Origin of the sequence: Rhodanobacter sp. AS-Z3, from assembly GCF_029224025.1 — a bacterium.
Classification (GTDB): domain Bacteria; phylum Pseudomonadota; class Gammaproteobacteria; order Xanthomonadales; family Rhodanobacteraceae; genus Rhodanobacter.
Genome location: NZ_CP119392.1, coordinates 560,911 through 587,102 on the forward strand (window position 1 = coordinate 560,911; position 26,192 = coordinate 587,102).

Sequence of the window (26,192 nt, forward strand, 5' to 3'; positions counted from 1 at the left end):
TGACACCGATACCGGCAACAGCAGCGCTACGCCGAACATGATGGGGTAGATCGCAGACCAGGCTGAAGTCGCGCCTGCGAAGATGGCCACGCAGCCACGGCAGCGCGGTGAAAGCGACGATCGCCGAGACCAGCTTGCCGATGGCAAGCCGGCCTGAAACCCCAGCGAGAATGAGTGGTGGGCTCATTCAGCAGGCATGAAGCGACAGCTTCATCATTCTTCATACGCGATTCCGGCACTTCACTCATCGCTCTGGCTTGATGCGCCAGCGGTCGAGTGACCGTATTGCCGAGAATCCTCATGAAACGTCTATTAGCCACCCTCTTGCTTGCCACCACCGCAGTCCACGCCACTCCCCACACGACCCCGGACCTTGCCCGATTGACCTCGGTCGAGCCAAAGATCGCCGATAAAACCTACAAGGACATCACCAGCATCCTGGTGGTTCAGGACGGCAAGACCGTCTACGAGCACTACTTCAACGGCAGCACCGTTGATACGCTCAACGACGTGCGCTCGGCCAGCAAGAGCATCACAGCGTTGCTGGTGGGCGCGGCGATCGACCGCCATCTCATCAGCGGCGTGAAGGCGCCGGTCTATGACTTCTTTGCTGACCACAAGCCAGCCGATCCGCGGCTGCAGAAAACCACGCTCGAAGATCTGCTGACGATGAGCTCGCTGTGGGAGTGCGACGACGAGAACCCTTTTTCCAGCGGCAACGAGGAGCGCATGTATGTCACCGAGCGCTGGCTGGACTTCGCGCTGGCGCTGCCGGTCAAGGGCTTCGCACCGTGGATGGCCAAGCCTGCGGACAGCCCGTTCGGGCGTGCCTTCTCGTATTGCACCGCCGGTGCGTTCGTCGCCGGGGCGGCCGTGGAACGGGCCGCAAAGATGCCGCTCGCGACGTTCGCGGCGCAGGTGCTGGAACGGCCGCTGGGCATCACCTCGGTAACCTGGAACCACTCGCCGGAGGGCATCGGCATGGGTGGCGGCGGCACCCGCTATCGCACCCGCGATCTGGCGAAGATCGGCCAGCTGGTGCTCGATGGCGGACGCTGGGAAGGCAAGCAGGTGATCTCGGCCGACTACATCAAGGCGATGACCAGTCCGCACGCCCAGGCCCGCGATGACGCCGAGTACGGCTATTTCTGGTGGCATTTCCATTTCAATGTCGACGGCAAGGACGTGGCGGCCTGGTCGATGTCCGGCAATGGCGGCAATTACGTGCTATTTGTGCCGCAGTGGCGACTGGTCGCGGTGGTAACCAGCAAAGCCTACAACCAGCGTTACGCCCATCCGCAGTCGCGCGAAATCATCAGCGACTACATCCTCAAGGCTACCCAGCCCTAGCGCTTGGGCGGTGGCAGGTCGGCGGGCTTCCAGTCGGCCGTCAGTACCTGCTGCCGCTGTCGTGCCACCTCGTCGCTGATGCGAGCCAGTTGTCGTTCGAAGCCCGCCTCACCGGCCAGCTTTTCGAACAGCGGCGATACCTGCAGATAGGCGCGATCGGGAAAGCCGGCATCGACGGCGCGGGCGATCGCCGCGACGGCGGCATCCTTGTCGCCACGTGCGAGTTCAAGCAGGGCGACTTCCAGCATGCTGCCTGGCCAGGGCTGGCCTGCTTGCATGTCGGCCTTCAGCGCCGCGATGCGCTGCTCGATCCACGCCGGCGGCGCCGCGGGTTCACCGTAAATGGCTGCCAGCGTTTGCGGCAGGGTGGCTTCCGGCCGCAGTTTGCTCGCGGAGCGGAATGCCGCTGCGGCGCCGGCGCGATCGTGGCGCTGCAGCGCCAGTTCGCCTTGCATCACATACAGATCCACATGCGGCGTATGCCGTGCCAGCGAAGCCTCCAGGGCCAGCTGGGCGTCGTCGTAGCGTCCCTGCAGATACAGGCAGCGCGGCCACGCGATATTGGCGAACACATTGTCCGGGTCGAGCTGGAAGATCCTCGATAGTCGTGCTTGCGCGTTCGCCACGAAACCCAGCAGCTCCAGCTCGCGCGCTATCTGCGTATCGCGGAAGCGCACGCGCGAGGCGTCACCCGACAGTTGCAGGTTCATGCGCAAGGCGTCGGCCAGGCGCCCTTTCTCCTGGTACAGGTAAGCGACCGAGGCGCGACTGGCATTGTCGGAGGCATTCAGTGCAATGGCACGTTCGTAACTGGCGATCGCATCGTCAATGCGTCCGGAGCAATCCTGCGCATAGGCCAGCGCTGACCACGCCGCGGCATTGCTCGGCTCGCGTTCAAGCACGCGCCGCGCCAGCGCGTGGCCCTGATCGGTATCCGCACGGCTGCCGTTGAACAGACAGGCGCGTGCGCTGGATGCACGGCTGAGGCCAAGCAGGGCGTCGCCGTCATCGGGATTGGCCTGCAAGGCTTGCTGGTAAAGCGAGATGGCCCGTTCGTTGTTTTCGGACTGGCCGATCGCAGCGTAATAGGCGGCACGACGCACCAGCGGGCTGCGCAGGTCGGGGGTCACGGCCGCTTTCGGCCACGTCATCCACATAATGACCCCGGCAATCACGACCACCGCGGCGGCGGCAAACCACCTGCCGCGCGCATTTCGGGATGCCGCGATCGGCACCGGCGCGCGACACAACTGGTAACCCTTGCCGCGCACGGAGCGGATGTAGCGCGGCTGCCGGCTGTCGTCGCCGAGCGCCTGCCGCAACAGCTTCACTCGTTGGGTGACGGTCTCTTCGTTGACGACGGCGGGTGCCCAGACATCGGCCATCAGCGTGTCGATGTCCACCACCGCGTCGCCGTGGGCGATCAGGCAGGCCAGCAAGTGAAAGTTCAGGCCGGCAACGTCAAGCCGGGCATCGTCGCGGGTGACCTGCTGGCCAGCCGTGTCGACGATCAGATCGAGCAAGCGAACCTGGGTCATGCCCGAATCATGTGCCGGCCGGGACCAGCAACAGCAGGGTGACGCCGAACGCAATGCGATAGATCGCGAATGGGGTGAAGGTGTGGCTGCGGATGTAGCCGAGCAGCCATTTCACCGCGATGAAGGCGACGATCGCGGAGACCACGAAGCCGACCAGCAGCGCGGTCCAGTCCTCATGTACGGCGCCGCCATCCTTCACCACCTTCAACAGCTCGTAGCCGGTCGCTGCATACATCGTGGGAATGCCGACGAGGAACGCGAACTCGGTAGCGGCGGCGCGGTTGCTGGTGCCGAACAACATCGCCGCAAAAATCGTGGCAGCCGAGCGCGAGGTGCCGGGGAAGATGCCGGCAATCATCTGCGCGATGCCAACCAGGATGGCCACCCGCCAGGTCACTTCGCTGCGATCGGGTTGCCGTGCGGCCAGCAGCTCGGCGCCAATCATCCAGAAGCCGCCGATCACCAGCGCCCAGGCGATCGGGGTCACCTTCTCCGGCAGCTTGAAGCCGAACTTCACCGCGATCAGGCCGAGCACGGCGGTGATCCCGAAAGCGACGATCAGTTTCAGCAGGTAATCGCGATTGCCCGGTTCGCGCCACTGCGTCAGCAACTGCCAGATGCGCTTCCAGTAGATCAGCGTAACCGCAAGGATCGCGCCGGCCTGGATACCGATATTGAACAGGTCCGAGCGTGTGCCCAGTCCGAACTTCTCGGCGATCAGCAGGTGGCCAGTCGAGGAGATCGGCAGGAATTCGGTGATGCCTTCGATGATGCCGAGCAGGATGACGTGGAGCAGGTCGATCACGGGGAAGTCCGTTGAGTAGATGGAGTGTGCCGGTCGGTTGCCGGCACTAAGCGCCATAGCTTACGGGTTTTGCCGGTGGGTTGGCGTGGCCACGGATGTTGTCGATATTGCGCGCGCAGTGCACTGGAACGGTGCAAAGGCGTCAGGCCGACGCGTGCGGCTGGTGCGAATGACTTGGTGAGAAAGATCTTGCGATGGACCCATCGGGCTGCGGCAAGGGCGGCGGCCGATGGCACGCGGCTTGCTGAAGTGGCTTGAGGCTCAGGCGAAAGCGTGACCCGACGAAGTCCGATGGACGTCTGGACGTCCATCGTCCGCAAGCCACATCCGCAAGGGGGTCAGCTCATGAAGCGATACGGAATGGCGGCGCGGGTTTTCATGCCGACTTGTATGGCTTCAGTCAAGCTGCCGGCACTCGCTGGCGACACACCGACCAGCGGTTGGGTCGGTAATGCCGGCGCGGTCAGCGACTACTTGTTTCGCGGCCTGTCGCAGACCAATCGCAAACCGGCTGTGCAGGCCGGCATCGAGTTCGACCATGCGCGTGGCTGGCATGTGGGTGGCTGGGGCAGCACTGTCAGTTGGCTGTCCGATGCCTCGACTTCTGCGGCGCCGACTTCCAGCCGGGTGGAGCTGGATGTTTACGGCGGCTATCGCGGCAGCTTCGCGACTGAAAGGAGTTATGACCTGGGCGCGTACCGCTACCAGTATCCGGGTAGTTATCCAACGGGCTTTACCCTGCCGAACACCAGCGAGATTTATGCCGCACTGGCGTGGAAAAGTCTGTCGCTGAAGTATTCGTATGCGCTCACCCATCTGTTCGGCTACGCCGACAGCGAGCACAGCGGCTATCTCGACCTGACATGGAATCAGCCGCTGGCACCGGGCGCTGGCAGCTCGATGCGCACGTCGGTCACCAGCAAGTGGCGAACGTCGCCGGTGCCTCGTACAGCGCCGGGAAGCTCGGCGTCACGCGCAGCATCGGCAGGGTCTGGTCGGCGGCGCTGGGCGACTACGACACCAGCGCGCGCCGCTCGGTTTGCAACCATGCATACGGCCACTACCTCGGTCGCGCCACGCTGGTGCTGAGCCTCGCGCGGTCGTTCTGAATGCCTTTCACCCGGAGCCAACGATGAAAATGATCACCAGCATCATCCGCCCGTACAAGCTCGACGAGGTTCGCGATGCGCTCGCCCGCGTCGGCGTGTCGGGGATCACGGTGACCGAAGTGCGCGGCTTCGGCCGCCAGAAGGGTCACACCGAGTTGTATCGCGGCGCCGAATACGTCGTCGACTTTCTGCCCAAGCTCAAGGTCGAGGTGGTGGTGACGGACGAGTTGATCGACACCGTGCTGGAGGAAATCCAGCAGGCCGCACGCACCGGGAATGTCGGCGACGGCAAGGTCTTCATCACCGACGTGGATCAGGTGATCCGCATTCGTACCGGCGAACTCGACGCCGACGCCCTGTGAACCATCCACGCGAGGTTGCCATGCAAACATTCACGTTGTTCCGCACCATGCGCATGGCCCTTGCCTTGTTGCTGACTTTGGTAGCACCGATGCTGCACGCCGAGGTCGTCGTGCCGGTAGTCGACAAGGGCGATGTGGCGTGGATGCTCACCTCCACCTTGCTGGTGCTGTTGATGACCGTGCCAGGGCTGGCCTTGTTCTACGGCGGGCTGGTGCGTTCGAAGAACGTGTTGTCGGTGTTGATGCAGGTGATGACGGTGTTCTCGCTGTTGCTGCTGCTGTGGGTGATCTATGGCTACAGCCTGGTCTTCGGCGGTGACGGTGTGCTGATCGGCAACTTCCACAAGCTGTTCCTGCACGGCGTCAGCAAGGACACCGTGGCAGCCACGTTCACTGCTGGCGTGGCACTGCCCGAATACGTGTTCATCGCCTTCCAGGCGACCTTCGCCGGCATTACCGGCGCGCTGATCGTGGGTTCGTTCGCCGAGCGCATGCGCTTCCGCGCGGTGCTGCTGTTTGTGGCGCTCTGGTTCACCTTCGCCTACCTGCCGATTGCGCACATGGTCTGGTACGGACCGACGGGCTATCTGTTCGCCAAGGGTGCGCTGGATTTTGCCGGTGGCACGGTGGTGCACATCAATGCCGGCGTGGCGGGACTTGTCGGCGCGTACATGGTGGGTCCGCGGCTGGGCTTTGGTCGCGAGTCGATGAAGCCGCACAACGTTACCTTCACCATGGTCGGCGCCGCGCTGTTGTGGGTGGGCTGGTTCGGCTTCAACGCCGGTTCCAATCTGGAAGCCAATGCCGGCGCGGCGCTGGCCTTCATCAACACCTTGCTGGCCGCAGCGGCGGGCATGTTGGCGTGGCTGGCCGCCGAAGCGTTGCTGCGCGGGCATGCTTCGATGGTGGGTGGTGCGTCCGGCGTGGTCGCAGGGCTGGTCGGCATCACGCCGGCCTGCGGCACGGTGGGGCCGATGGGGTCCATCGTGATCGGTGTGCTGGCCAGCCTCTGCTGCGTGTGGGGCGTCACCGGGCTGAAGCGCTTGCTGCGCGCGGATGATTCGCTGGACGTGTTTGGCGTGCATGGCATCGGCGGCATCGTCGGTGCGCTGTTGACGGCGGTGTTCACCGCGCCGGCACTCGGTGGCAGTGGCGCGGCGGATTTCGCGATGAGTCACCAACTCTGGGTGCAGGCGCTCGGCGTGCTGATCACGGTGTTCTGGAGCGGGCTGGTTTCGGTGCTGGCTTATCTGACGGTCAAGGCCGCGTTCGGCCTGCGCGTGCCGCACGATGCCGAGCGCGAGGGGCTGGACATCACCACGCACGGTGAAAGCGCCTACGATATCTGACCCAGCCGGCAAGCCCTTCGTTTGAATGTGCAATGATGGTGCGACAAGTCGCCATCATTGCACCACCATGCTGCAATCGGCTTTGTCCGTTCGGTCCGAAAAGCCTGCCAGACCTTGTTCCTCAAGGGTTTGGCTGATTGGCACGGGCTTTGCTCAAACCAAACCATCATCCACCGCCGAGGTTGCCCCATGTCTGCCAACAAAGTGCTCGACCTGATCCAGGAACACGACGTTGAATTCGTCGACTTCCGCTTTGCGGACATGCTCGGTGTACATCACCATGTGACCTTCCCGGCGCACGCGATCGACGAGTCCACGTTTGAAGACGGCAAGATGTTCGACGGTTCGTCGATCACCGGCTGGAAGGGCATCAACGAGTCGGACATGGTCTTGCTGCCCGATCCGGATACCGCGCATCTCGATCCGTTCAGCTCGCATGTGCAGCTGATCCTGCATTGCGACGTGCTGGAGCCGAGCACCATGCAGGCCTACGGCCGCGACCCGCGCTCGATTGCCAAGCGCGGTGAGGCGTTCCTGAAATCCACCGGCATCGCCGATACCGCGTTCTTTGGTCCGGAGCCCGAGTTCTTCATTTTCGATTCGGTGCGTTTCCAGAATGATCCGGGCCGCGTGTTCTACGAGATCGGTTCGGAAGAAGCGGCATGGTCGTCGCGCTACAAGTACGACGGCAACAACACCGGTCACCGTCCGGGTGTGAAGGGCGGCTATTTCCCGGTCAGCCCGGTCGATTCGCTGGGCGACCTGCGCGCCGACATGTGCAAGGTGCTCGAGTCGCTCGGTCAGACCGTCGAAGTGCATCACCACGAAGTGGCGAACGCAGGCCAGTGCGAGATCGGCGTGAAGTTCAACACGCTGGTGAAGAAGGCCGACGAGTTGATGACGATGAAGTACGTCATCAAGAACGTGGCGCACCAGAACGGCAAGACCGTCACCTTCATGCCCAAGCCGCTGGTTGGCGACAATGGCAGTGGCATGCATGTGCATCAGTCGCTGGCCAAGAACGGCGAGAATCTGTTTGCCGGTGATCTGTACGGTGGCCTGAGCCAGATGGCGCTGTGGTACATCGGCGGCATCTTCAAGCACGCCCGCGCGATCAACGCCTTTGCCAACTCCACCACCAACAGCTACAAGCGGCTGGTGCCGGGTTTTGAAGCACCGGTGATGCTGGCCTATTCGGCGCGCAATCGCTCGGCCAGCTGCCGTATCCCGTTCGTGGCCAGCCCGAAGGGTCGCCGCATCGAAGTGCGCTTCCCCGATCCGATGAACTCCGGCTACCTGGTGTTCACCGCCCTGATGATGGCCGGCCTCGATGGCATCATCAACAAGATCGATCCGGGTGCGCCGGCCGACAAGGACCTGTACGACCTGCCGCCGGAAGAAGAGAAGAACATTCCGCAGGTGTGCTCCAGCCTTGATGCCGCACTGGAAGCGCTGGACAAGGACCGCGAGTTCCTCAAGGCCGGTGGCGTGTTCACCGATGACTTCATCGATGCGTACATCGAAGTGAAGATGAAGGAAGTCACCAAGTACCGCGCCAGCACCCATCCGCTGGAATTCCAGATGTACTACTCGCTCTGACCGATTCGGTGGGGTCGTGATGAAAACGGGCGCTGCGGCGCCCGTTTTCATGCTGAGTTAGGATGACTGGAAGTCACGGACGAACAGGGAAACAGCAGGATGCGAATCGTGAAAGTGCTGGCGTGGACCCTGGGTCTGCTGTTGCTGGTGTTGATTGCCAGCTTTGCGTGGGGCCGGCTGCGTCCGCCCACCAGCGCTCAGGCGCAGGCGCTCTCGCTGCTGAAACCCGCGGCTCCACCTGTCGCAGCGTTCAATGCGTGGGCGACCGTATGGTTGCTGGACTACGACATCCCTGCCGATCAGATCGACGCGGTGTATGCGCAGGAACGTCAGCACGCGCTGGACTGGGCGCAGCGGCTACAGAACCAGCCGCCGACAGCGAACTATCAGAAAGAGGCCGCGCAGCACTTTCCGAAACGGCCCGAGTTCACCGCGGCGGATCGGCAAACGCTGTGTCGTCGTCAGGACCGCGACTGCCTGAGCAAGGTGCGCGCGAACCTGCAGCCCCTGCGCGAGCTGCTGGCGCGGCAATCCGCGCGGCTGAGTCGACTGCGTGCCATCCCCACCGATGCCATCCTGTGGGATGAAACCACCAGCAGGCCCGACATACCGTTCCCGGATTTCGGTGCGTACGAAAATCTGCAGTTGACCGCGGCGGCGCTGGACTTTGTCGATGGTCAACACACGCAAGCACTGGCGCAGGTCTGCAGCAACGCATTGACGGTGCGCAACCTGCACGCACATACCAATTCGCTGGTGGGTGCGATGGTCGCCAATAGCTGGATGGACTCGATCGAGCCGCTGCTGGCGGGCATGCTGACTGAGCTGCCGGCGGATCAACCCATACCGGCCGATTGCGCGGCGGCATTCGCGCCGGTTACCCGCGCGGATGTCAGCTTGTGCGCGCCCATGCAGCGGGAATATCAGCTTGTTCAAGGCGGTTTCGCCATCATTGATCCGGCCCAATCCCGTGGGCGGCTGCGAGTGCTGATGCATCTACTGGTCGATATCGACAGCACGCGGCGGCTTATCGCACCTGTCTACGGTTGGGCCTGTCAGCCGGCGGTGATTGACAGCATGCTGGATGATCGCCCGCTCAATGGGGCGCAGCGGCCGCAGGTGCGTTATGACGCTTTCGATGAAGTGTCCAATCGAATCGGCTTGAGTCTGGCGCGAATCACCCAGCCAGATTCTGCAAACTACATGAACCGCAATGAAGACTACGCCGCCGGCCTGCGCGCGATGGGCTGGCTGCTGGCGAACCGTGCGGCTGCCCGTACGCCTGTCGATTGGCGGCAGCAGTTTGCGCAAGCTCGCGCCGACTTGCAGCAAGGCGGCAGCCGCGATTTCCAGCTTGACCCCGCTGCTGCGCGGCTGATCGTGCCACAGCTGAAGGCACGTCCTGATCAACCATCGCTCATCTTGCCGTTGACGAAGTAGTTGAGTCGTCCCGCTGGAGTCGGCTGACGCATGACCCGTCGTGATGCGACCGTTGCCGGCAGCAGCGTGCCTCGCCGTTGATCCGCACCACGCTGCGATACCACGGCGCGCCAGCATCGGTGGTCGCTGCGCGCCATGGGTGAATCACCTGTTGCGTGAGTTAATTGTCACGGCCTGTAACCGTACGCCGGCACCGACCCCAAGACACCCGCCCTGTTCATAAGGCATGCTTGCTCGCACAGGGTGGCCAACGGCTGCCTGCGTCTTGGGGAGAAAGGCGTGCTGTCACTGGCTGTCCCAGGCTGTTACGTGATTGCCGGCATCTGCGCTTATGCCGCAGTGGCGCACATGAGTGCGGCATTGAGACAGCCCCGCCAGCCGGCACAACAGGTGTTTGCACTGGCGTGCGTTATGGCCGTCTTCATGCTGTTGACGCTGGCCGGCCTGTTTCAGTCGAGCGATATTGCCGAGCTGAGCGGCATGCTGCGCTGGAATATCGCCTGCGTGCTGGGATTCGAGATCCTGTACCTGTGGTTCACGGTGCTTTACAGCGGCGTGCGGTCTGCCAGGTTAGCCGTTGTGTTCGGCGTGCTGCTGGGCGTGCTGCTTGTCCGCAATTTCGTGGCGCCGTACACGCTGCAGTTTGCCCATATGGACGTTGTGCGACAGCAGTGGTTGCCATGGGGCGAGGTGCTCAGCAGGGAGTCGGGCGTGCCGAGCGGGTGGGCTTACGCAACGGCGGTGCTGTTTCCTCTGGCGCTGGGTTATCAAGTCAAGATTTTCTGGGACCTGTATCGCCGTCACTTCCGGCTGGCCGATCGGGTCATGTTGATCACCGCGAGTATTTACGCGATCACCTCGACCGAGGGTGTCTTCGCACGCCTGTTCCCGGATCTGGCCCTGGTGCCGGCCGGAGCGCTGGGCTTCGTGGGGCTCATTGCCGGAACCGCCTGGGCGCTGGATCGCAATATCCGGATGAGCCTGCGCAGCGCGGAAGCACGCTTTCGTTCGCTGGTGGAGCAGGCCCCTTTCAGCGTCCAGGTGCTGGCCAGAGACGGCAGTACCCGCATGATCAACCGGGCATGGGAAGAGCTGTGGCAAGTGTCTGGAAAAAGTCTCGTCGGATACAACATTTTCGAGAACAAGAAGCTGGCCGAGCGTGGCATCACCACGTTGATCGCGCAGGCGTTCGCCGGCGAAGTCAGTCAGGCCGAGCCATTCGTCTACGTGCCGTCAGGCCAGCAGCCTCCCGCTGATCCGTCGCGCGAGCGCTGGGTGCAAGGCTATATGTATCCGCTGAAAGACGGCAGCGGCAACATCCGCGAAGTGGTGCTGATGCACCGGGACGTCACCGAGGATCGCCGCCTGGCCGATTCGCTGCGGGCCAGCGAAGAGCGCTTTCGTACGGTCATCGAACAATCGCCGGTCGGCATGGCCTTCCATCGGAACGGGCTGACGCTGAAGGTGAATGCGACGTTCCTGCGCATGCTCGGTTACGACGACCCCGCCGAGGTATGCGACAAGTCGATGCTGCTCTGGATTGCGCCGCAGTGTCGCGAGGACGTTGCAGCGCGGCTCAGCCGCCGCCCGTCTGACGAGGCGGTGGATGACACCTACGAAACCCAGTTCCAGCGCAAGGACGGTTCGCAGTTTCCGGTGCTGATCTATGCCAAAAGCGTGATGATCAGCGAGGGCCAGTTGTCGTTCGGCTTCATGATCGACCTGACCGAGCGCAAGGACTCGGACGACCGCATCAAGTACCTCGCCTATTACGACTCCACCACCGACCTGCCGAATCGACAATTGCTGGCCAACCAGCTGAAACACGCCATGTCTTCCAGCGTTCGCACTGGCCAATGGAGTGCGCTGCTGTTCATCGACCTGGACAACTTCAAGGCACTCAATGAGAGCCAGGGCCATGACATCGGTGACTTGCTGCTGCGCGAAATTGCCGGCCGGCTGACCGCGACGGCACGCCAGGGCGACACCGTCGCGCGATTTGGTGGCGATGAATTCCTGGTGTTGCTGGAGGATCTGGGCGAGCAGGATCTGGAGGCCGCTGAAATGGCCAGAAACATCGGCGCATCGCTACTGGCCGAACTGGCCCAGCCGTGCTTCTTCGGCACCCAGGAGTATCGCGGCACCACCAGTATCGGCGTGACCTTGTTCAGAGGGCTCGATCAGTCGGTCGACGAGATTCTGAAGCAGGGCGACATCGCGATGTACCAGGCGAAAAATGCCGGTCGCAATACCTTGTGCTTCTACGACAAGGCGATGCAACACGCCATCCACGCGCGCAGCACCATGGAAGCTGAGTTGCGCAAAGCCATGGAAGCCGATCAGCTGTGCCTGCACTACCAGATCCAGGTCGACCGGTACGGCCAGCCGATGGGGGCCGAGGCGCTGATGCGCTGGATGCACCCGCAGCGTGGCATGATTTCGCCCGCCGAATTCATTCCGCTGGCCGAAGAAACCGGGTTGATGATACCGATGGGCCGTTGGGCGATGGAGCAAGTCTGCCAGCAGATTGCCGAGTGGCAGCGACATCCGGCGATGCGTGACCTGGTCGTGGCCGTGAACGTCAGTGCCCGCCAATTCAGCCATCCCGACTTCCCCGCGCAGGTAAAGCACGCGATCCAGACGCATGCGATCGCACCGCGCTTGCTCAAGCTGGAGCTGACCGAAAGTCTGCTGCTGGAGAGCAACCAGACCAGCATGGCGACGATGGCTACATTGAGCGATATCGGCGTGCCGTTGTCGCTGGACGATTTTGGTACCGGCTATTCATCGCTGCAGTATTTGAAGTCGCTGCCCTTCCGACAGCTCAAGATCGATCAGTCCTTCGTCAGGGAAATTCATTCCAGCAATAGCGATCGGGCCATCGTGCGAACCATCATCGGCATGGCGCAAAGCCTGGGCCTCGACGTCATCGCCGAAGGCGTGGAAACCACCATCCAGCGCGACCTGTTGATCGAGGCTGGCTGCCGACAGTTCCAGGGCTATTTGTTCGGGCGACCCATGCCGGTCGACAAGTTCGAGGCCGATATACACACACGCCACACGCTGTAATCGGCGGCTCGCCAACCCTCCAGAGAGTCTGGTCCGGCGCAGTTTGGCACCTGCGAATTACCGGTTTGCCTTCACGCGAAGCTGCCTGATCGGCGCCGCCGGGAGCCGCGATGGACACAACTCCGTAGTTTGTGTCCATAAGCACCCCATCGTTTGTGCCTTCTTCGGCTCAGCAACACAAACTATGCAGGTCGATCTATCCCCATAGTCTGTGCATGTCACGTTGGATCAATGGGTTAGCATTTGTCCAGGTTCGCAAAATGGCTTGATAAAGCGGCAAAGTGTGTGCATCTGCGCAGCGGTAACGGCAGATTCGACGACGTCTAGCAGCGGGCCCAGATGAACAGGCTCGGAGACGATTGACCGGCAGCAGGCGTTGGAGATTTGCTTACATGGACGAGTTGTCGATGATTGCGTATTGCCAACGAACTGCCCACGCGTTGCCAACACAGTTGATTAGGGCCGGCAAACGACTTGACCAGCATTGGCAACCAGCTGACCACCTGACTGAGGTCACCCGTCGACCAAAGTCGACTGGCTCCAACCGGCCATTACCAGCCGGTCGATTCCCCTCCCAAGTCTTCGCATAGCGGCCATTCGCTAAGTCGCCAACCGTTGGCTATGTTCAGCAAGCACCACGAAGTAAATCGCTCTAATTCTCCATGACAAGAAGCAGGACTCTCTTACCGAAGGCCGTCTCATCAAAAAAAACTGAACACGGACCGTCAGTCCCAGTACTCTTGCCCGTCGATGACATGGACCACAATGCATATCCACCTAAGCTCAATTGACAAGGAAACGATAGCCGACGCCGGGCTCGGTCTTCAGCCAGCGTGGAGCGGCCGCATCGTCACCCAACTTCTGGCGGAGTTTGCCAAGCACGATACGCAGGTACTGTTTGTCATCGGTATGAGTCGGCCCCCATATCTCACGCAGCAGCTGTTGCTGGGTCACCACCAGACCGGCATGGCGTAGCAGCACTTCCAGCACGGCGTACTCCTTTCGGGTCAGCGCCAGCGGCACCCCTTCCAGACTTACCTCGCGACGTGCCAGATCGACCGCGAGATGTCCATCGTCCTACTGAGGGGAGCACTCCGGCTCACCCGTACGGTTGCGCAGCAAGGCACGCAAGCGCGCCATCAGCTCTTGGATACCGAACGGCTTGGTCATGTAATCGTTGGCGCCGCGGTCGAGTGCACGCACCTTCTCGGTTTCCGCATCTCGCACCGACAACATCAGCACTGGTACTTGACTCCATTGGCGTAATTCGCCAAGCACTTCATGACCGTCGCGATCAGGCAATCCAATGTCCAGAACCAGCAGATCCGGCGATTGCGTCGCCGCGAGTGCCAGTCCGTCTGCGGCGTTGCTGGCCAGCAATACCTCGTAGCCTTCGGCACGCAGCCCTATTTCGAGAAAGCGGCGAATCTGTGCTTCGTCGTCGATCACCAGAATGCGTGGCGCTGATGTGGTCATGCTGCGATGTCGGTCGGTGGCGGCAGTGGCAGGCTGATGCGAATGGTGGTCCCGACGCCCGCACCAGGTAGTGCTTCGACGCTACCGCCATGAGCACCGATCATTCCCCGACAGATCGCAAGGCCGAGGCCAGTGCCTTGCGGCGCGCAGTCACCGCGTGACACCGAATAGAACATGTCAAAGATCTGCGCCCGTTCGTGCTCTGGAATACCCGGACCACGATCAGCGACATCGATCAGCAGGCTGCCATCGACGCAGCTCGTAGTCACACGAACGGGCTCGCCAGCGGGTGAAAAGCGCGCGGCGTTCTCAAGGATATTGAACAACGCCTGCTCGATCAACGCGGCATGGACATAAAGCAGCACGGGACTGCCAGGCGCCATGGTTTCCACGCGAAGATAGGGAAACAGCTTGCGCAGGCGTGTCACTGCTGCTGCGACAATTTCCTCGCTGTCCGTCCAGTCGCGGTTGAGTTTCAGCGTGCCGTGGCCGAGCCGCGTCATGTCAAGCAGATTCTGGATATAGCTGTCCAGTCGCTGCCCTTCTCCGAGGATCGCCTCCAGCAATTCGAGGCGCTCTTTCGGCGGCAATTTCTCCTCGTAGCTGATCAACGTCCCTGCTGCGCCGATCATGGATGCCAGCGGTGAACGCAAATCGTGCGAGACCGAGGATAGCAGTGCGCTGCGCAAGCGTTCGGTTTCACCTTGTACGCGCGCACCCTCAAGCTCGTCTGACAGTCGCACGCGTTCCAGGGCTTGTCCGATGTCCTGCGTCATTGCCAACGCCAAACTGCGCTGTGCTGGATCGGGATCGCCCACGGCGGGTTCGAAATGGAGCGCAACCACGCCCATCGGTTGAGCCTCGCTGCCCAACGGCATGATCCAGTACGGCGCCGCATTCAAGGTGTCGGTACGGTGACCAGCCTGCAAACCATGCTGATCCCCCCAGTCAGCTGCAGCCAAATCCTGCGTAGTGAGCGCGGCTTCCAGAGGTACGCTTGTTGCCACACGCATGATCTGTTCCGCGTCGCGAGCCAGAATCGCAACATGACAGCGCAACGCAAGCGCCAGTGCCTTGCTGCCTGCATCGCGGATGCTGTCAGCATCGGCGCTGGTGCTCAATTTCTGGCCCAGCGTCAGCAGCGAGCGCGTCTGCACCTGTGCGCTCCTCAACGACTCCACCTGGCTGGCAAGCCGGGTGGCAAGACGACTGCAAACCAAGGCGGCGACCAGAAACAGCGTGACGGTCATCGCGTCACCGACATTCGCGATCACCAAGGTGTAGCGCGGTGGCGCGAAAAAGAAGTTGTATCCGAGGAAGCAGAGTACGGCCGTGTAGACGGCGACGGCCATGCGCGTACGAACGGCGACCACAAGAACCGCCGTGAGGAAGATCAGCGACAGGTTTGCCACCGACATATAGCGATCGGCAATGAACGACAGTCCGAACGCCACCAGCGTAGCCAGCGTCGCGTAGACATATTCGCCACGCGCACCGTGTGCAGTTGAAACCTGAAGGTGCCGCCGTGCCTTGGCGCGCTCCACCGGCGTGGCGATGATGGTTAGCTCCAGGTGCGCAGCGTGGCGCAGCAGCAACTGGGTCAGAGATCGCCCAAGCATGCGTGCCAGAACGCGTTCTCGGGTACGGCCAAGAATGATTTGGCCAATACCCTCCCGATCAGCGTGCGCAATCAGTTCGTCGGCAATGGCGTAGCCGCGCAGGATAATAGCTTCGCCGCCCAAGCGGCGTGCCAGTTGCATCGCGGCGTCCAGCCGTTCGCGTCGTCCCGGATCCAGTGGCGCCCCGGTATCAACGAAAGCCACACTCCAAGGCGCGCCACGCCGCTCGGCGATGCGTCGCGCCACACGCACCAGGTATTCGCTCTGACCGTACCCGTCGATTGCTGCCAGCACACGGCGGCGCACCGGCATGCTGCCGCCACGTGCCAGCATGTGTTCGCGCAAGTCGCTGTCAACATGGTTCGCAATCGTATCGACCGCCAGTTCGCGCAATGCGGCGAGGTTGGTCGGCGTGAAGAACGCATCAAGCGCTGCCGCTGCTGTCTCCGGCACGTAGACCTTGCCCTGCTTCAAGCGACCGATCAGTTCACGTGGGGGCAAGTCGACGAGCACAATGTCGCGCGCACGGTCGAGGAACGCATCGGGCACGGTCTCGCGCACAGTAATGCCGGTGATCCGCCGCACCTGATCGTTGAGGCTTTCCAGATGCTGCACGTTGAGCGCGCTGTATATCTCGATTCCAGCATCCAGCAGTTCGGCAATGTCCTGCCAGCGCCGCTCATGGCGACCGCCGGGAAGATTGCGATGCGCCAGTTCATCGACCAGCAGAACAGCCGGCTTACGCGTGAGTGCGGCGTCCAGGTCGAACTCAGTGAAGTCACGGTCGTGGTATCGCACTGCTCGGCGCGGCAACACTTCCATGCCTTCCAGCAGTGCCGCCGTGTCGGCGCGGCCATGCGTTTCCACCAGGCCAACCACCACGTCCACACCTTGCCGTTTCAGCTCGCGCGCGGCGGACAACATCGCGTACGTCTTGCCGACGCCTGGCGCGGCGCCAAGGAACACCTTCAGCCGCTGACTGCGCTCGTCGTGCACGGTACTAAGCAAGGCATCGGCACGTGCTTCGCGGGATGGTTCGCTCATGGACAGATGACCGTTTGGGTGGCACTGCGTTCACTGGATCACCCGGCATGAGCCTGGGCAGCGTCCAGTGCGAGATTGAGTTGGAGCACGTTGACCCGCGGCTCGCCGAGCACACCAAGCTGGCGACCGTCAGTGTATTTGTTCACCAGCGCCTGCACCTGTGCATGGGTCATGCCGCGCACCTTTGCCACGCGAGCAAGTTGGTACTGCGCCGCAGCCGGGCTGATCTGCGGGTCGAGCCCACTGCCAGACGCCGTCACCAGATCCACCGGCACGGCTGCAGTGTTGCCAGGATCAGCCGCACGAAGCAAGGCGATGCGCTGCTTCACCGCATCAGTGAGCGCCGGGTTGGTCGGACCGACATTGGAGCCCGCCGACGATGCGCCGTTGTAAGGATTCGGCGTGGTCGCCGACGGCCGTCCCCAGAAATACTTCGGTTCGGTAAACGACTGGCCGATCAAGGCAGAACCAATCGGCTGGCCGTCCTTCACGATCAGGCTGCCGTTGGCCTGATGCGGAAAGATCAGTTGAGCCAGACCGGTAGCGGCCAGCGGATATAGCACGCCGGTGATGACGGTCATCAACAGCAGCAGGGAGAAAGATTGACGCAGCAATTTGCTCATGGCGGTCTCGGTGTTTTTGAAAGTACGGCCAAGCTTCGGCCGTTTGTTGCTATCCGCGATCGGCTATCGATCGCCTCAGAAAGTCCCCTGCAGCATCAGGAATCCACGCGACCCGCCGACGTTGCGGGTGTTGCTGGCGTCGAGAAAGCTGGAGGTACGCCGATAGAAATTCGCATTGGTCGCATAGGTGACACCACCGCTCAGCGACCAGTGAGTCGCAAACTGGTACTTCAGCGTTGCAACAAAATCGCTGTATCCGGGATTGCGCGCACCGTCAGCCAGTGGTGTCACCAGCGTGGTGATGTAGTGCGTGTGGCCCGCATGCAAGGCGAGGCTCCACGCATCAGTGAGCGGTATGGCGGCATCCAGTTGCAGATAGTCCGTGCCTTTCGAATCGCCGCGATAACCCTGTTCTGTATCCACGCCGAAATAGTCGGTGAGCGCGCGGTTGTATTTCAAAGTGAGCAACTTCCAGCTCAGCGCGACGTTCGCCTCGGCAGTATTCAATGAGCGCGAGCGTAGTCCCGCCTGATCAAGATTGGCACCCGGGTAGACATAGCTGTACAGGCCAGCGCGCCACGACCAGTCGCTGTTGATTGCATGGCCGTAGCTGGCATACAAGTCCAGCTCCATGCCGCCACCCGGATAGCTGCGCTCGCTGATGCTGGAACCCCAGAAACCGGCGGCAAAACCGTTCGTGTTCGCATAGTCGGCGCCACCCTGAATCGCCGGCTGGCCCCACGTCTGGGTCAGGCCGCGGAACATGTAGTCGGAGGTCACGGCGCCATTGCCGCTTGCAGAGCTGTCGGTCGCCTTTGCCTGTGTGAACGGGAGGAGTGCCAGTACCAGCGCGATCATCGGAACGCGTTTCATCAGGAAAGTCCGCACACGACGAGAGCCATGTCGATCAGCTTGATGCCAAGGAACGGCATCACCATGCCGCCAAGCCCATAGATAAGCAGGTTGCGACGAAGCAGCGCAGCGGCACCCAGCGCGCGGTATTTCACGCCTTTCAGCGCGAGCGGAATCAGCGCCACGATGATCAGCGCATTGAAGATCACCGCCGACAGGATCGCGCTCTGCGGCGTCGCCAGATGCATCACGTTGAGAGTATTCAACGCCGGATAAGTCGTGGCGAAAGCGGCCGGAATGATGGCGAAATATTTTGCGATGTCGTTGGAGATCGAGAACGTCGTCAGCGAGCCGCGGGTGATCAGCAGCTGCTTGCCGATCGCCACCACCTCGATCAACTTGGTCGGGTTGGAATCAAGGTCGACCATGTTGCCGGCCTCTTTCGCGGCCTGCGTGCCGGTATTCATGGCCACCGCGACATCCGCCTGCGCCAGTGCCGGCGCGTCGTTGGTGCCGTCGCCGCACATGGCGACCAACCGGTTTTCCGACTGGATGTCGCGGATCAGCTGCAGCTTGGCTTCCGGTGTGGCTTCGGCGAGGAAGTCATCAACACCAGCTTCGGCGGCGATGGCAGCGGCAGTAAGCGGATTGTCACCGGTGATCATGATGGTCTTGATGCCCATCTTGCGCATCTCGGCGAAGCGCTCCTTGATGCCGGCCTTGACGATGTCCTTCAGCTCGATCACGCCCAGTGCGTTCGCACCTTCTACCACGATCAGCGGTGTGGCACCGCGGCGCGCGATGTCCTCGGCCATGCGCTTGAGCAGCGGCGGAATGTGACTATTCTGTGCTTCGAGATATTTTTCGACCGTATCCAATGCGCCCTTTCGGATGTGCCGATCACCCAAATCCACACCGCTCATGCGCGTCTGCGCGGTGAAGGGCACGAACTGCGCTTCGCCTTCAGTCAGCTGGCGTTCTTCCAGACCGTACCTTTCCTTGGCCAGCACGATCACGCTGCGGCCTTCCGGCGTCTCGTCTGCCAGTGAAGCAAGCTGTGCGGCTTCGGCTAATTCGTTCTCGGCAATGCCGGGCGCGGGATGGAAGGCCACCGCCTGACGATTGCCCAGCGTGATAGTGCCGGTCTTGTCCAGCAGCAGCACGTCGACGTCACCGGCCGCTTCGACCGCGCGACCGGAGGTCGCGATGACGTTGGCGCGGATCATCCGGTCCATGCCGGCAATGCCGATTGCGGAGAGCAGCGCACCGATGGTGGTGGGGATCAGGCACACCAGCAGCGCGATCAGCACCGTCAAGGTGATTGGATGGCCGACACCCGCTGCCTGCACGCTATAAATCGAATATGGCAGCAGTGTGGAGCAGGCGAGCAGGAAGATCAGCGAAAACTTCGCCAGCAAGATGGTCAACGCGATCTCATTTGGCGTCTTGCGCCGCTTGGATCCCTCAACCATCGCAATCATGCGATCAAGAAAGCTCTCGCCCGGATTGCTGGTGATCCGCACCACCAGCCAGTCCGACAGTACTTGGGTACCACCCGTAACCGCGCTGCGGTCGCCGCCGGATTCGCGAATCACAGGAGCGGACTCGCCGGTGATCGCACTTTCATTGACGCTGGCTGCGCCCGCTACCACCTCGCCGTCGCCGGGTACCAATTCGCCGGCTTCGACCAGCACGTGATGGCCGTTCCGCAATTCGCTGGATGGTGTGAAAGTGATAAACGCCTGACGATCAGCTGAGGCCAGCTTTTTCGCGATCACGTCCTTGCGCGAGCTGCGCAAGGCGTCGGCCTGCGCCTTGCCACGCCCCTCGGCCAATGCCTCAGCGAAGTTCGCGAACAGCAGCGTGAACCACAGCCACAGGCTGACCCAGAATATGAAGCCGGTCGGTGCCTCGCCGTGGCCGACGAGCGCCTGCACCCACAGCAAGCTGGTGAGGATGCTGCAGACGAACACCACGAACATCACCGGATTGCGGAACTGCAGCCGTGGCGACAGCTTGCGGAACGAATCGGCTATCGCCGTGAGAATCAGCTCACGGTTAAAACTACCCGCTGCTTGCGTTTGTGCGGTCATGCTTCAGTGTCCCGACATGAGTTGCTCGACAATCGGCCCCAGGGCCAGTGCCGGCAAGAAAGTGAGTGCGCCGACCACGATCACCACGAACGCGAGCAGGGTCACGAACAGCGGTGTGTGGGTAGGCAAAGTACCGGCGGATTCGGGTACGTGGCGTTTGGCGGCCAGCGAGCCGGCCATCGCCAGCATCGCGATCGCCAGCGGAAAGCGGGCCAGAAACATGCAGACCGCCAGCAACACGTTCCAGAACGGGGTGTTGGCCGACAACCCGGCAAACGCGCTGCCGTTGTTGTTGGAGGCTGAGGTCACGGCGTAGAGCATTTCGCTGAAACCGTGCGCCCCAGGGTTGGCCACACCGGCCGCGCCACCGGGCACCGTCACCGCGATGGCCGTGCCGATGACCACCAGCGCGCAGGGAATCAGCACCGCGAGACTGGCCATCTTCATCTCGTGCGCTTCGATCTTCTTGCCCAGGTATTCCGGCGTGCGACCGACCATGAGACCGGCGATGAACACCGCCACCACCGCGAAGGCCAGCATGCCGTAAAGGCCCGAACCGACGCCGCCGAAGATCACTTCACCCAGCTGCATCAGCCACATCGGAATCATTCCGCCCAGTGGCGTAAATGAGTCATGCATCGCGTTGACCGCACCGCACGAAGCCGCGGTGGTGATCGCCGCAAACAGCCCGCTCGACGCAATACCGAAACGCGTTTCCTTGCCTTCCATGTTGCCGCCGGCCTGCAGCGCCGACGCGTGGGCATCGACCGCCAGCCCGTGCAGTGCCGGATTGCCGGCCTGCTCCGCGGCGACCAGCGCGATCGCCAGCGGTACGAAGATCACCAGCATCGTGGCGAGGATCGCCCAGCCCTGCCGGCGGTCGCCGACCAGCCGGCCGAACATCACACACAGGCCGCCCGGGATCAGGAAGATCGCCAGCATCTCGATGAAGTTGGAGAACGGCGTGGGATTTTCGTACGGATGCGCCGAGTTCGCATTGAAGAAACCACCACCGTTGGTGCCAAGCATCTTGATCGCGACCTGCGAGGCGGCCGGACCCATCGGCAGGGTTTGCGTGGTGACCTTCGTCTGCGTGGTCACGTCATGGCCAGCAGGATCCTTCGCCGTGGCCGCATAACTGCTCGTCTGCACCACCGGCACGTCGACATACGACTTGAAGTTCTGCACCACGCCCTGCGATACCAGCAACAGGGTGATCAGCAGTGACAGCGGGACCAACACATACAGCACGCTGCGCGTGAGGTCGACCCAGAAATTGCCCAGCCCCTTCGCGCTGCGTCGACTGAAGCCGCGCACCACCGCCACCAGCACGGCGATGCCGGTGGCGGCCGAGAGAAAGTTCTGCACTGCCATGCCCAGCATCTGGGTCAGGTAGCTCATCGTCGACTCGCCGCCGTAGCCTTGCCAGTTGGTGTTGGTGGCAAAGCTGATCGCGGTGTTCATCGCCGAATCGGACGACACTGCGCCGAAGTGCTGCGGATTCAACGGCAACCACCCTTGCACGCGTTGCAGCAGGAACACCACCAGCACGCCGAGCACATTGAACAGCAGCATGGCCAGCGCATAGCGCTTCCAGCCCATGTCCTCGGCGTGATCAATGCCGCACAGGCGGTAGATGCCGCGCTCGATGCAGGCGCCGAATCGGGTGACACGGTTAGGCGCATCGGCAAACACCAGCGCCATGTAGCTACCGACCGGTTTCACCAGCAGCAGCAAGACGATCAGAAACAGGCCGATCTGAACATAGTCGTTGGTGGTCATTCGAACCACTCCGGCTTGAGCAGGGCCACACACAGGTAGCCGACGAGTGCCACCGCGATGATCGCGGCAAGAACATAGGTGACATTCATGAGAGGAGGCTCACGCGGGAAAAGGCAGACAGGTGCGTCACGCGGCGGCTCATTTACGCGGCCCAAGCCGGTCGCAGATCAGCAGAAAGCCAAAAGCTGCAGCGCATAGCACAAGAAGGAACAGCAGGTAGACGAAATCCATCGGCGTCGACTCAAAGAGGAACGACGCGTACTTTAGGAAGTGCCGTATAAGAAAGGGGTAGCGATTTGCCCCGTGTGTATATAGAAATCATTAAATTTGCGCACTTCGCGCGTAGAGCTTGGCGCGCGCTGGAAAGCACCTTTACTACAAGAGCACGTCATCATGCTGATGGTCCGCGATCACAGCGACTAGTTCGTAGATCGCTACAGCGAGGGCAAAAGGCCGGCCATCGCGCTAGCCCTGACGACCGCGGCCGAAGTTGTTCATGAAACCAATACATGATCTCTTGATGCGCTTAGCTAAGCGGTGCAACTCGTTAGTCTGCCTGCGCCCACGTGACGTTGCAGCCACCGGGGCACGGGGTTAAGGCTTGGGTTGTGTAGCCTTCCCGAAAGCTGCCGTTCGCCACGGGCAGCAACGGGTCGGTTGCTGCCAGTCGCCTCCGCTGCCCCCCACACCGGTCGAGCCTCGCGAGCTCCGCTTGTGATCGTGGCATGGAGCGACGCCAAGGATGGGCAACGAGCTGGCGACGATGGGCAGCGCCGCCGCCGGCCGTGGTCAGTTTCGCTGGCGACGCTGGTCAGTTACTTTGGCGAAGCTGGGCAGGTGGCTGGCGTTTTGCAATGATCGGAATTCTTGGGAGTGTTCGCGTTCAAGCGGTGGAGCCTGTGAGGCACGTATTACCTGGATGGGATTGCCCCGGGAGGTACTCCAAAACCTGGATCAAACCCGCGCCGTCAAAGCGGTTAACCGTTAATTCGTGTCGCCACGCGGTAGGCCAGAATCTTGCCGTAGAGTTTTTTCATCGCAGCCGAGCGCCGCCGCCGCGGAGGCCCATGTACCGTGCTCTTCCTTGGCCCATTGCGCGAGCCTCGCACGGAACCATCGGATACGATTCGTGCGACAACCGTTCCCGAAATCGCTGTTCCCTGGCACAGGTACCGAGGTGAAGCGGCCCCACTCGGCTAGTGCGGTGCGTATTCCTGCGCTCGAATCTGATGAGGACCACCAAGCCATGCAAAGCACGGCGAGGCGCTGAAGGGCGCGGAGGTTGCCTGGCAACGGGTGATTCCGGAGCGCTTGTTCGAGTTCGCGCGACCACGGCGCATCAACGGGTAGGTCCCCGTGCTGGCGAAGCTCTCCCCAAACCTGTTGGCGCCGGATGAAAACTGACCACCAAAGAGGGGTTCTGCCGGTTCAAATGTGACCAGGGTGTTCAACCTAACCTGCTGAGCTTTTAACCAGCGGGGAAACGAGGTGATCACATGAGCATGTACGCCAAAGTCCGCCGGATGCACCTGCGCGAGAAGGTGCCGATCAACGAGATAGCCCGCCGCACGAGCCTGTCGCGCAACACGATCAGGAAGTGGCTCAAGGAGCCTGAGCGTAGCGAGCTGAAGTACGCACGACCGGGCGGATGGACCAAGCTCGATCCGTATGTCGACGAGGTCCGTCAGGCGCTGGAGACCGATGCCCACCGGCCCCGGCGGGATCGACGCACGCTGCTGCGATTGTTTGCCCAGATCAAGGCCAAGGGCTACGACGGCGGCTACTCGCAGCTGACCGAGCGCATCCGCCGGTGGCGCGCCGAGGCGGGCTCGGTGACGGCACGCTCGGCCTATGTGCCGCTGACGTTTGGTTGGGGCGAGGCGTACCAGTTCGACTGGAGCGAGGAAGGCATCGTGATCGGCGGCGTCTACCGCCGGATACGGCTGGCGCACATGAAGCTCTGTGCGAGCCGGGCGTTCTGGCTGGCGGCGTATCCCGGCGAAGGCCACGAGATGCTGTTCGATGCCCATACGCGATGCCTGACCGGTCTGGGAGGTGTGGCGCGGCGTGGCATCTACGACAACATGAAGACGGCCGTGGACAAGGTCGGCAAGGGCAAGGAGCGCATCGTCAACGCCCGCTTCGCGGCGATGTGTTCGCATTATCTGATCGACGCGGACTTCTGCAACGTCGCCGCCGGCTGGGAGAAGGGCCGTGTCGAGAAGGACGTGCAGGACAACCGCCGTGGCCTGTGGCAGGAGGCGCTGAGCGAGAGTTTCACCTCGTTCGCCGAGCTCAACGCGTGGCTGGCCGTTCGCTGCCCGCAGGCGTGGGCCGCTGCATCCCATCCGGACTATCCCGGCATGAGCGTGACCGAAGCGCACGAGCACGAGCAGCCGCACCTGATGCCGATGCCGAGCGCCTTCGATGGCTATGTTGAGATCGTCGCCCGGGTCTCCAGCACCTGCCTTGGTCACGGTCAAGCGCAACCGCTACTCCGTGCCGTGCCACTTGGCCGGCCATCGCGTCAGCGCGCGGCTGTATCCCGAACGGATCGTGGTCTATGCCGAACAGCAGGCGGTGGCTGACCACCGGCGTGCACTGGATCGTGATCAGACGGTTTACGACTGGTTGCATTACGTGCCGCTGATCGAGCGCAAGCCGGGGGCGCTGCGCAATGGTGCACCGTTCGGCGGATTGCCCGATGCACTACGCACGCTGCAGCTGGCCTTGTTGCGTCGCCCTGGCGGTGATCGCGTCATGGCTGAGGTCTTGGCGTGTGTACCGACCTTCGGTCTGGAGGCGGTGCTGGTCGCTGTCGAGCTGGTCATCGCCTCCGGCGCGATCAGTGTCGATCATGTGCGCAACGTGCTCGCACGGCTGCGCGAGACACCCACTCTCACGGTCGACACCGCGCTGCGTTTGCAGGAAGAGCCGCTAGCCGATCCCGACCGTTACGACCAGCTGCGTCACATGGAGGTGAGCCATGACTGAAGTCATCGCCGATCTGAAGGCGCTCAAGCTGCACGGCATGGCACAGGCCTATGGCGAGTTGCTTGAACAAGGCGGCACCGCCGCCATGCAAGCCTCGCACTGGCTGATCGAGCACCTGCTTCAAGCGGAGCACACCTATCAAGCTATGCGCACCATCGCCTACCAGATGCATACCGCGCGTTTCCCGATCCACCGGGATCTGGCCAGCTTCGACTTCGCCAGCGCCAAGGTCGACCAAGCAATCGTCAACCAGCTCGCCACGTTGGCCTTCACCGACACCGCGCACAACGTCGTGCTGGTCGGTGGCACCGGTACCGGCAGACGCACCTGGCCACCGCGCTGGGCATCAGCGCCATCCAGCATCACGGCAAGCGCGTGCGCTTCTACTCCACTGTCGAGCTGGTCAATACACTGGAACTGGAGAAGGCTGCCGGCAAGCAGGGGCGCTTGGCCTATACGCTGATGCGCATGGATCTGGTGATCCTGGATGAGCTCGGCTATCTGCCGTTCTCGCAGGCCGGCGGTGCCTTGCTCTTCCACCTGTTGTCCAAGCTCTACGAGCACACCAGCGTGATCATCACCACCAACCTGACCTTCGCCGAATGGGCCACCGTCTTCGGTGATGCCAAGCTCACCACCGCCTTGCTCGACCGGCTGACCCACCACTGCCACATCGTGGAGACCGGCAACGCGTCCTATCGCTTCCGCCACAGCAGCGCCACCGCCAAGGCGAAAATCAGCTCACGCGAGCGGACACGCAAGCGGGGCGACGGCAGTGTCGACACCGTCGGAACCGAAGAGGTCATCGATCCGTTCTGAGCGTCAGCGATCTATACTTATCCACAGCCGAGGGGTCTCCCCTCGGCTTCCTTGCCCTGGTCAGTTTTCAACCGGCAGAGGGGGTCAGTTTTCAACCGGCGCCAACATCCTCCAGACACACACTGCGCTTTCGTCGTGCCGGGCCACGACCATCAAGATCACGGAATCTAAAAAGAGGAGCGTCGAGAGTCAAAAGCACTTGGGAATGGTTCGCAAAAACTTGGGTGTTGACAGTACGTTCTTGCGAGGCAGAGACTTGCGGCGAGCCT

15 protein-coding genes and 3 pseudogenes are annotated in these 26,192 nt (G+C 62.1%); 9 read left to right on the plus strand and 9 right to left on the minus strand.

Annotated features, from left to right (window positions below; genetic code table 11):
• The first annotated feature begins 300 nt into the window (after positions 1-300).
• A complete protein-coding gene (locus PY254_RS02440) occupies positions 301-1,350 on the plus strand; it encodes a serine hydrolase domain-containing protein (protein ID WP_281013901.1) in 1,050 nt (349 codons plus the stop codon).
• Here PY254_RS02440 and PY254_RS02445 read toward each other — a convergent pair.
• Together PY254_RS02445 and PY254_RS02450 are read right to left on the minus strand one after the other, a co-directional pair.
• Complete coding sequence (locus PY254_RS02445; protein WP_281013902.1) at positions 1,347-2,888, minus strand: tetratricopeptide repeat protein; 1,542 nt, start codon at positions 2,886-2,888, stop codon at positions 1,347-1,349. The genes PY254_RS02440 and PY254_RS02445 overlap by 4 nt on opposite strands.
• Before the next feature lie 7 nt (positions 2,889-2,895).
• Positions 2,896-3,693 carry an undecaprenyl-diphosphate phosphatase gene (locus PY254_RS02450; RefSeq protein WP_281013903.1) on the minus strand — a complete coding sequence of 266 codons (798 nt, stop codon included), beginning with the start codon at positions 3,691-3,693 and terminating at the stop codon, positions 2,896-2,898.
• A 390-nt stretch (positions 3,694-4,083) separates the two neighbouring features.
• On the opposite strand from PY254_RS02450, the gene PY254_RS02455 reads away from it, so the two are divergent.
• The 6 genes from PY254_RS02455 to PY254_RS02485 all read left to right on the plus strand — a co-directional run bounded on the left by PY254_RS02455 (position 4,084) and on the right by PY254_RS02485 (position 12,621).
• The gene (locus tag PY254_RS02455) at positions 4,084-4,782 is read left to right on the plus strand and encodes a TorF family putative porin (protein WP_345781822.1); all 699 of its coding nucleotides are present in this window, start codon (positions 4,084-4,086) and stop codon (positions 4,780-4,782) included.
• Positions 4,783-4,825: 43 nt separating this feature from the next.
• Entirely contained in the window at positions 4,826-5,164 is a 339-nt protein-coding gene (locus PY254_RS02465; protein WP_281013905.1) for a P-II family nitrogen regulator, read from the plus strand.
• A 53-nt stretch (positions 5,165-5,217) separates the two neighbouring features.
• The gene (locus PY254_RS02470) at positions 5,218-6,513 is read left to right on the plus strand and encodes an ammonium transporter (RefSeq protein ID WP_281015136.1); all 1,296 of its coding nucleotides are present in this window, start codon (positions 5,218-5,220) and stop codon (positions 6,511-6,513) included.
• 189 nt (positions 6,514-6,702) lie between these two features.
• Positions 6,703-8,112, plus strand: a complete 1,410-nt coding sequence (gene glnA / locus PY254_RS02475; protein WP_281013906.1) for a type I glutamate--ammonia ligase — start codon at positions 6,703-6,705, stop codon at positions 8,110-8,112.
• A 99-nt stretch (positions 8,113-8,211) separates the two neighbouring features.
• Positions 8,212-9,552, plus strand: a complete 1,341-nt coding sequence (locus PY254_RS02480; protein WP_281013907.1) for a hypothetical protein — start codon at positions 8,212-8,214, stop codon at positions 9,550-9,552.
• Positions 9,553-9,831: 279 nt separating this feature from the next.
• Positions 9,832-12,621 carry a putative bifunctional diguanylate cyclase/phosphodiesterase gene (locus tag PY254_RS02485; protein WP_281013908.1) on the plus strand — a complete coding sequence of 930 codons (2,790 nt, stop codon included), beginning with the start codon at positions 9,832-9,834 and terminating at the stop codon, positions 12,619-12,621.
• 783 nt (positions 12,622-13,404) lie between these two features.
• On the opposite strand, the pseudogene PY254_RS02490 reads toward PY254_RS02485, so the two are convergent.
• The 7 genes and pseudogenes from PY254_RS02490 to kdpF form a co-directional block, all read right to left on the minus strand.
• A pseudogene (locus tag PY254_RS02490) lies at positions 13,405-14,097 on the minus strand (response regulator transcription factor).
• Positions 14,094-16,760, minus strand: a complete 2,667-nt coding sequence (locus PY254_RS02495) for an ATP-binding protein (protein ID WP_281013909.1) — start codon at positions 16,758-16,760, stop codon at positions 14,094-14,096. The pseudogene PY254_RS02490 and the gene PY254_RS02495 overlap by 4 nt, the downstream one beginning before the upstream one ends.
• 38 nt (positions 16,761-16,798) lie before the next feature.
• The gene (kdpC, locus tag PY254_RS02500) at positions 16,799-17,383 is read right to left on the minus strand and encodes a potassium-transporting ATPase subunit KdpC (protein ID WP_281013910.1); all 585 of its coding nucleotides are present in this window, start codon (positions 17,381-17,383) and stop codon (positions 16,799-16,801) included.
• 75 nt (positions 17,384-17,458) lie between these two features.
• Entirely contained in the window at positions 17,459-18,256 is a 798-nt protein-coding gene (locus PY254_RS02505) for a TorF family putative porin (protein WP_281013911.1), read from the minus strand.
• Positions 18,256-20,328, minus strand: a complete 2,073-nt coding sequence (gene kdpB / locus PY254_RS02510) for a potassium-transporting ATPase subunit KdpB (protein WP_281013912.1) — start codon at positions 20,326-20,328, stop codon at positions 18,256-18,258. The genes PY254_RS02505 and kdpB overlap by 1 nt, the downstream gene beginning before the upstream one ends.
• Positions 20,329-20,331: 3 nt before the next feature.
• Complete coding sequence (gene kdpA / locus PY254_RS02515) at positions 20,332-22,110, minus strand: potassium-transporting ATPase subunit KdpA (protein WP_281013913.1); 1,779 nt, start codon at positions 22,108-22,110, stop codon at positions 20,332-20,334.
• Positions 22,107-22,199 (minus strand): K(+)-transporting ATPase subunit F, encoded by a 93-nt coding sequence (kdpF, locus tag PY254_RS02520; protein WP_281013914.1) that lies wholly within the window; start codon positions 22,197-22,199, stop codon positions 22,107-22,109. The genes kdpA and kdpF overlap by 4 nt, the downstream gene beginning before the upstream one ends.
• Positions 22,200-23,606: 1,407 nt before the next feature.
• On the opposite strand from kdpF, the pseudogene istA reads away from it, so the two are divergent.
• Together istA and istB are read left to right on the plus strand one after the other, a co-directional pair.
• Positions 23,607-25,104, plus strand: a pseudogene (istA, locus tag PY254_RS02525) (IS21 family transposase).
• A pseudogene (gene istB, locus PY254_RS02530) lies at positions 25,097-25,923 on the plus strand (IS21-like element helper ATPase IstB). The pseudogenes istA and istB overlap by 8 nt, the downstream one beginning before the upstream one ends.
• Positions 25,924-26,192 lie beyond the last annotated feature (269 nt).

Coding starts and splice junctions, on each gene's coding strand:
- PY254_RS02440 (WP_281013901.1), top strand. CDS start 301: ATGAAACGTCTATTAGCCACCCTCTTGCTTGCCACCACCGCAGTCCAC.
- PY254_RS02445 (WP_281013902.1), bottom strand. CDS start 2,888: ATGACCCAGGTTCGCTTGCTCGATCTGATCGTCGACACGGCTGGCCAG.
- PY254_RS02455 (WP_345781822.1), top strand. CDS start 4,084: ATGGCTTCAGTCAAGCTGCCGGCACTCGCTGGCGACACACCGACCAGC.
- PY254_RS02465 (WP_281013905.1), top strand. CDS start 4,826: ATGAAAATGATCACCAGCATCATCCGCCCGTACAAGCTCGACGAGGTT.
- PY254_RS02470 (WP_281015136.1), top strand. CDS start 5,218: ATGGCCCTTGCCTTGTTGCTGACTTTGGTAGCACCGATGCTGCACGCC.
- glnA (WP_281013906.1), top strand. CDS start 6,703: ATGTCTGCCAACAAAGTGCTCGACCTGATCCAGGAACACGACGTTGAA.
- PY254_RS02480 (WP_281013907.1), top strand. CDS start 8,212: ATGCGAATCGTGAAAGTGCTGGCGTGGACCCTGGGTCTGCTGTTGCTG.
- PY254_RS02495 (WP_281013909.1), bottom strand. CDS start 16,760: ATGAGCGAACCATCCCGCGAAGCACGTGCCGATGCCTTGCTTAGTACC.
- kdpC (WP_281013910.1), bottom strand. CDS start 17,383: ATGAGCAAATTGCTGCGTCAATCTTTCTCCCTGCTGCTGTTGATGACC.
- PY254_RS02505 (WP_281013911.1), bottom strand. CDS start 18,256: ATGAAACGCGTTCCGATGATCGCGCTGGTACTGGCACTCCTCCCGTTC.
- kdpB (WP_281013912.1), bottom strand. CDS start 20,328: ATGACCGCACAAACGCAAGCAGCGGGTAGTTTTAACCGTGAGCTGATT.
- kdpA (WP_281013913.1), bottom strand. CDS start 22,110: ATGACCACCAACGACTATGTTCAGATCGGCCTGTTTCTGATCGTCTTG.
- kdpF (WP_281013914.1), bottom strand. CDS start 22,199: ATGAATGTCACCTATGTTCTTGCCGCGATCATCGCGGTGGCACTCGTC.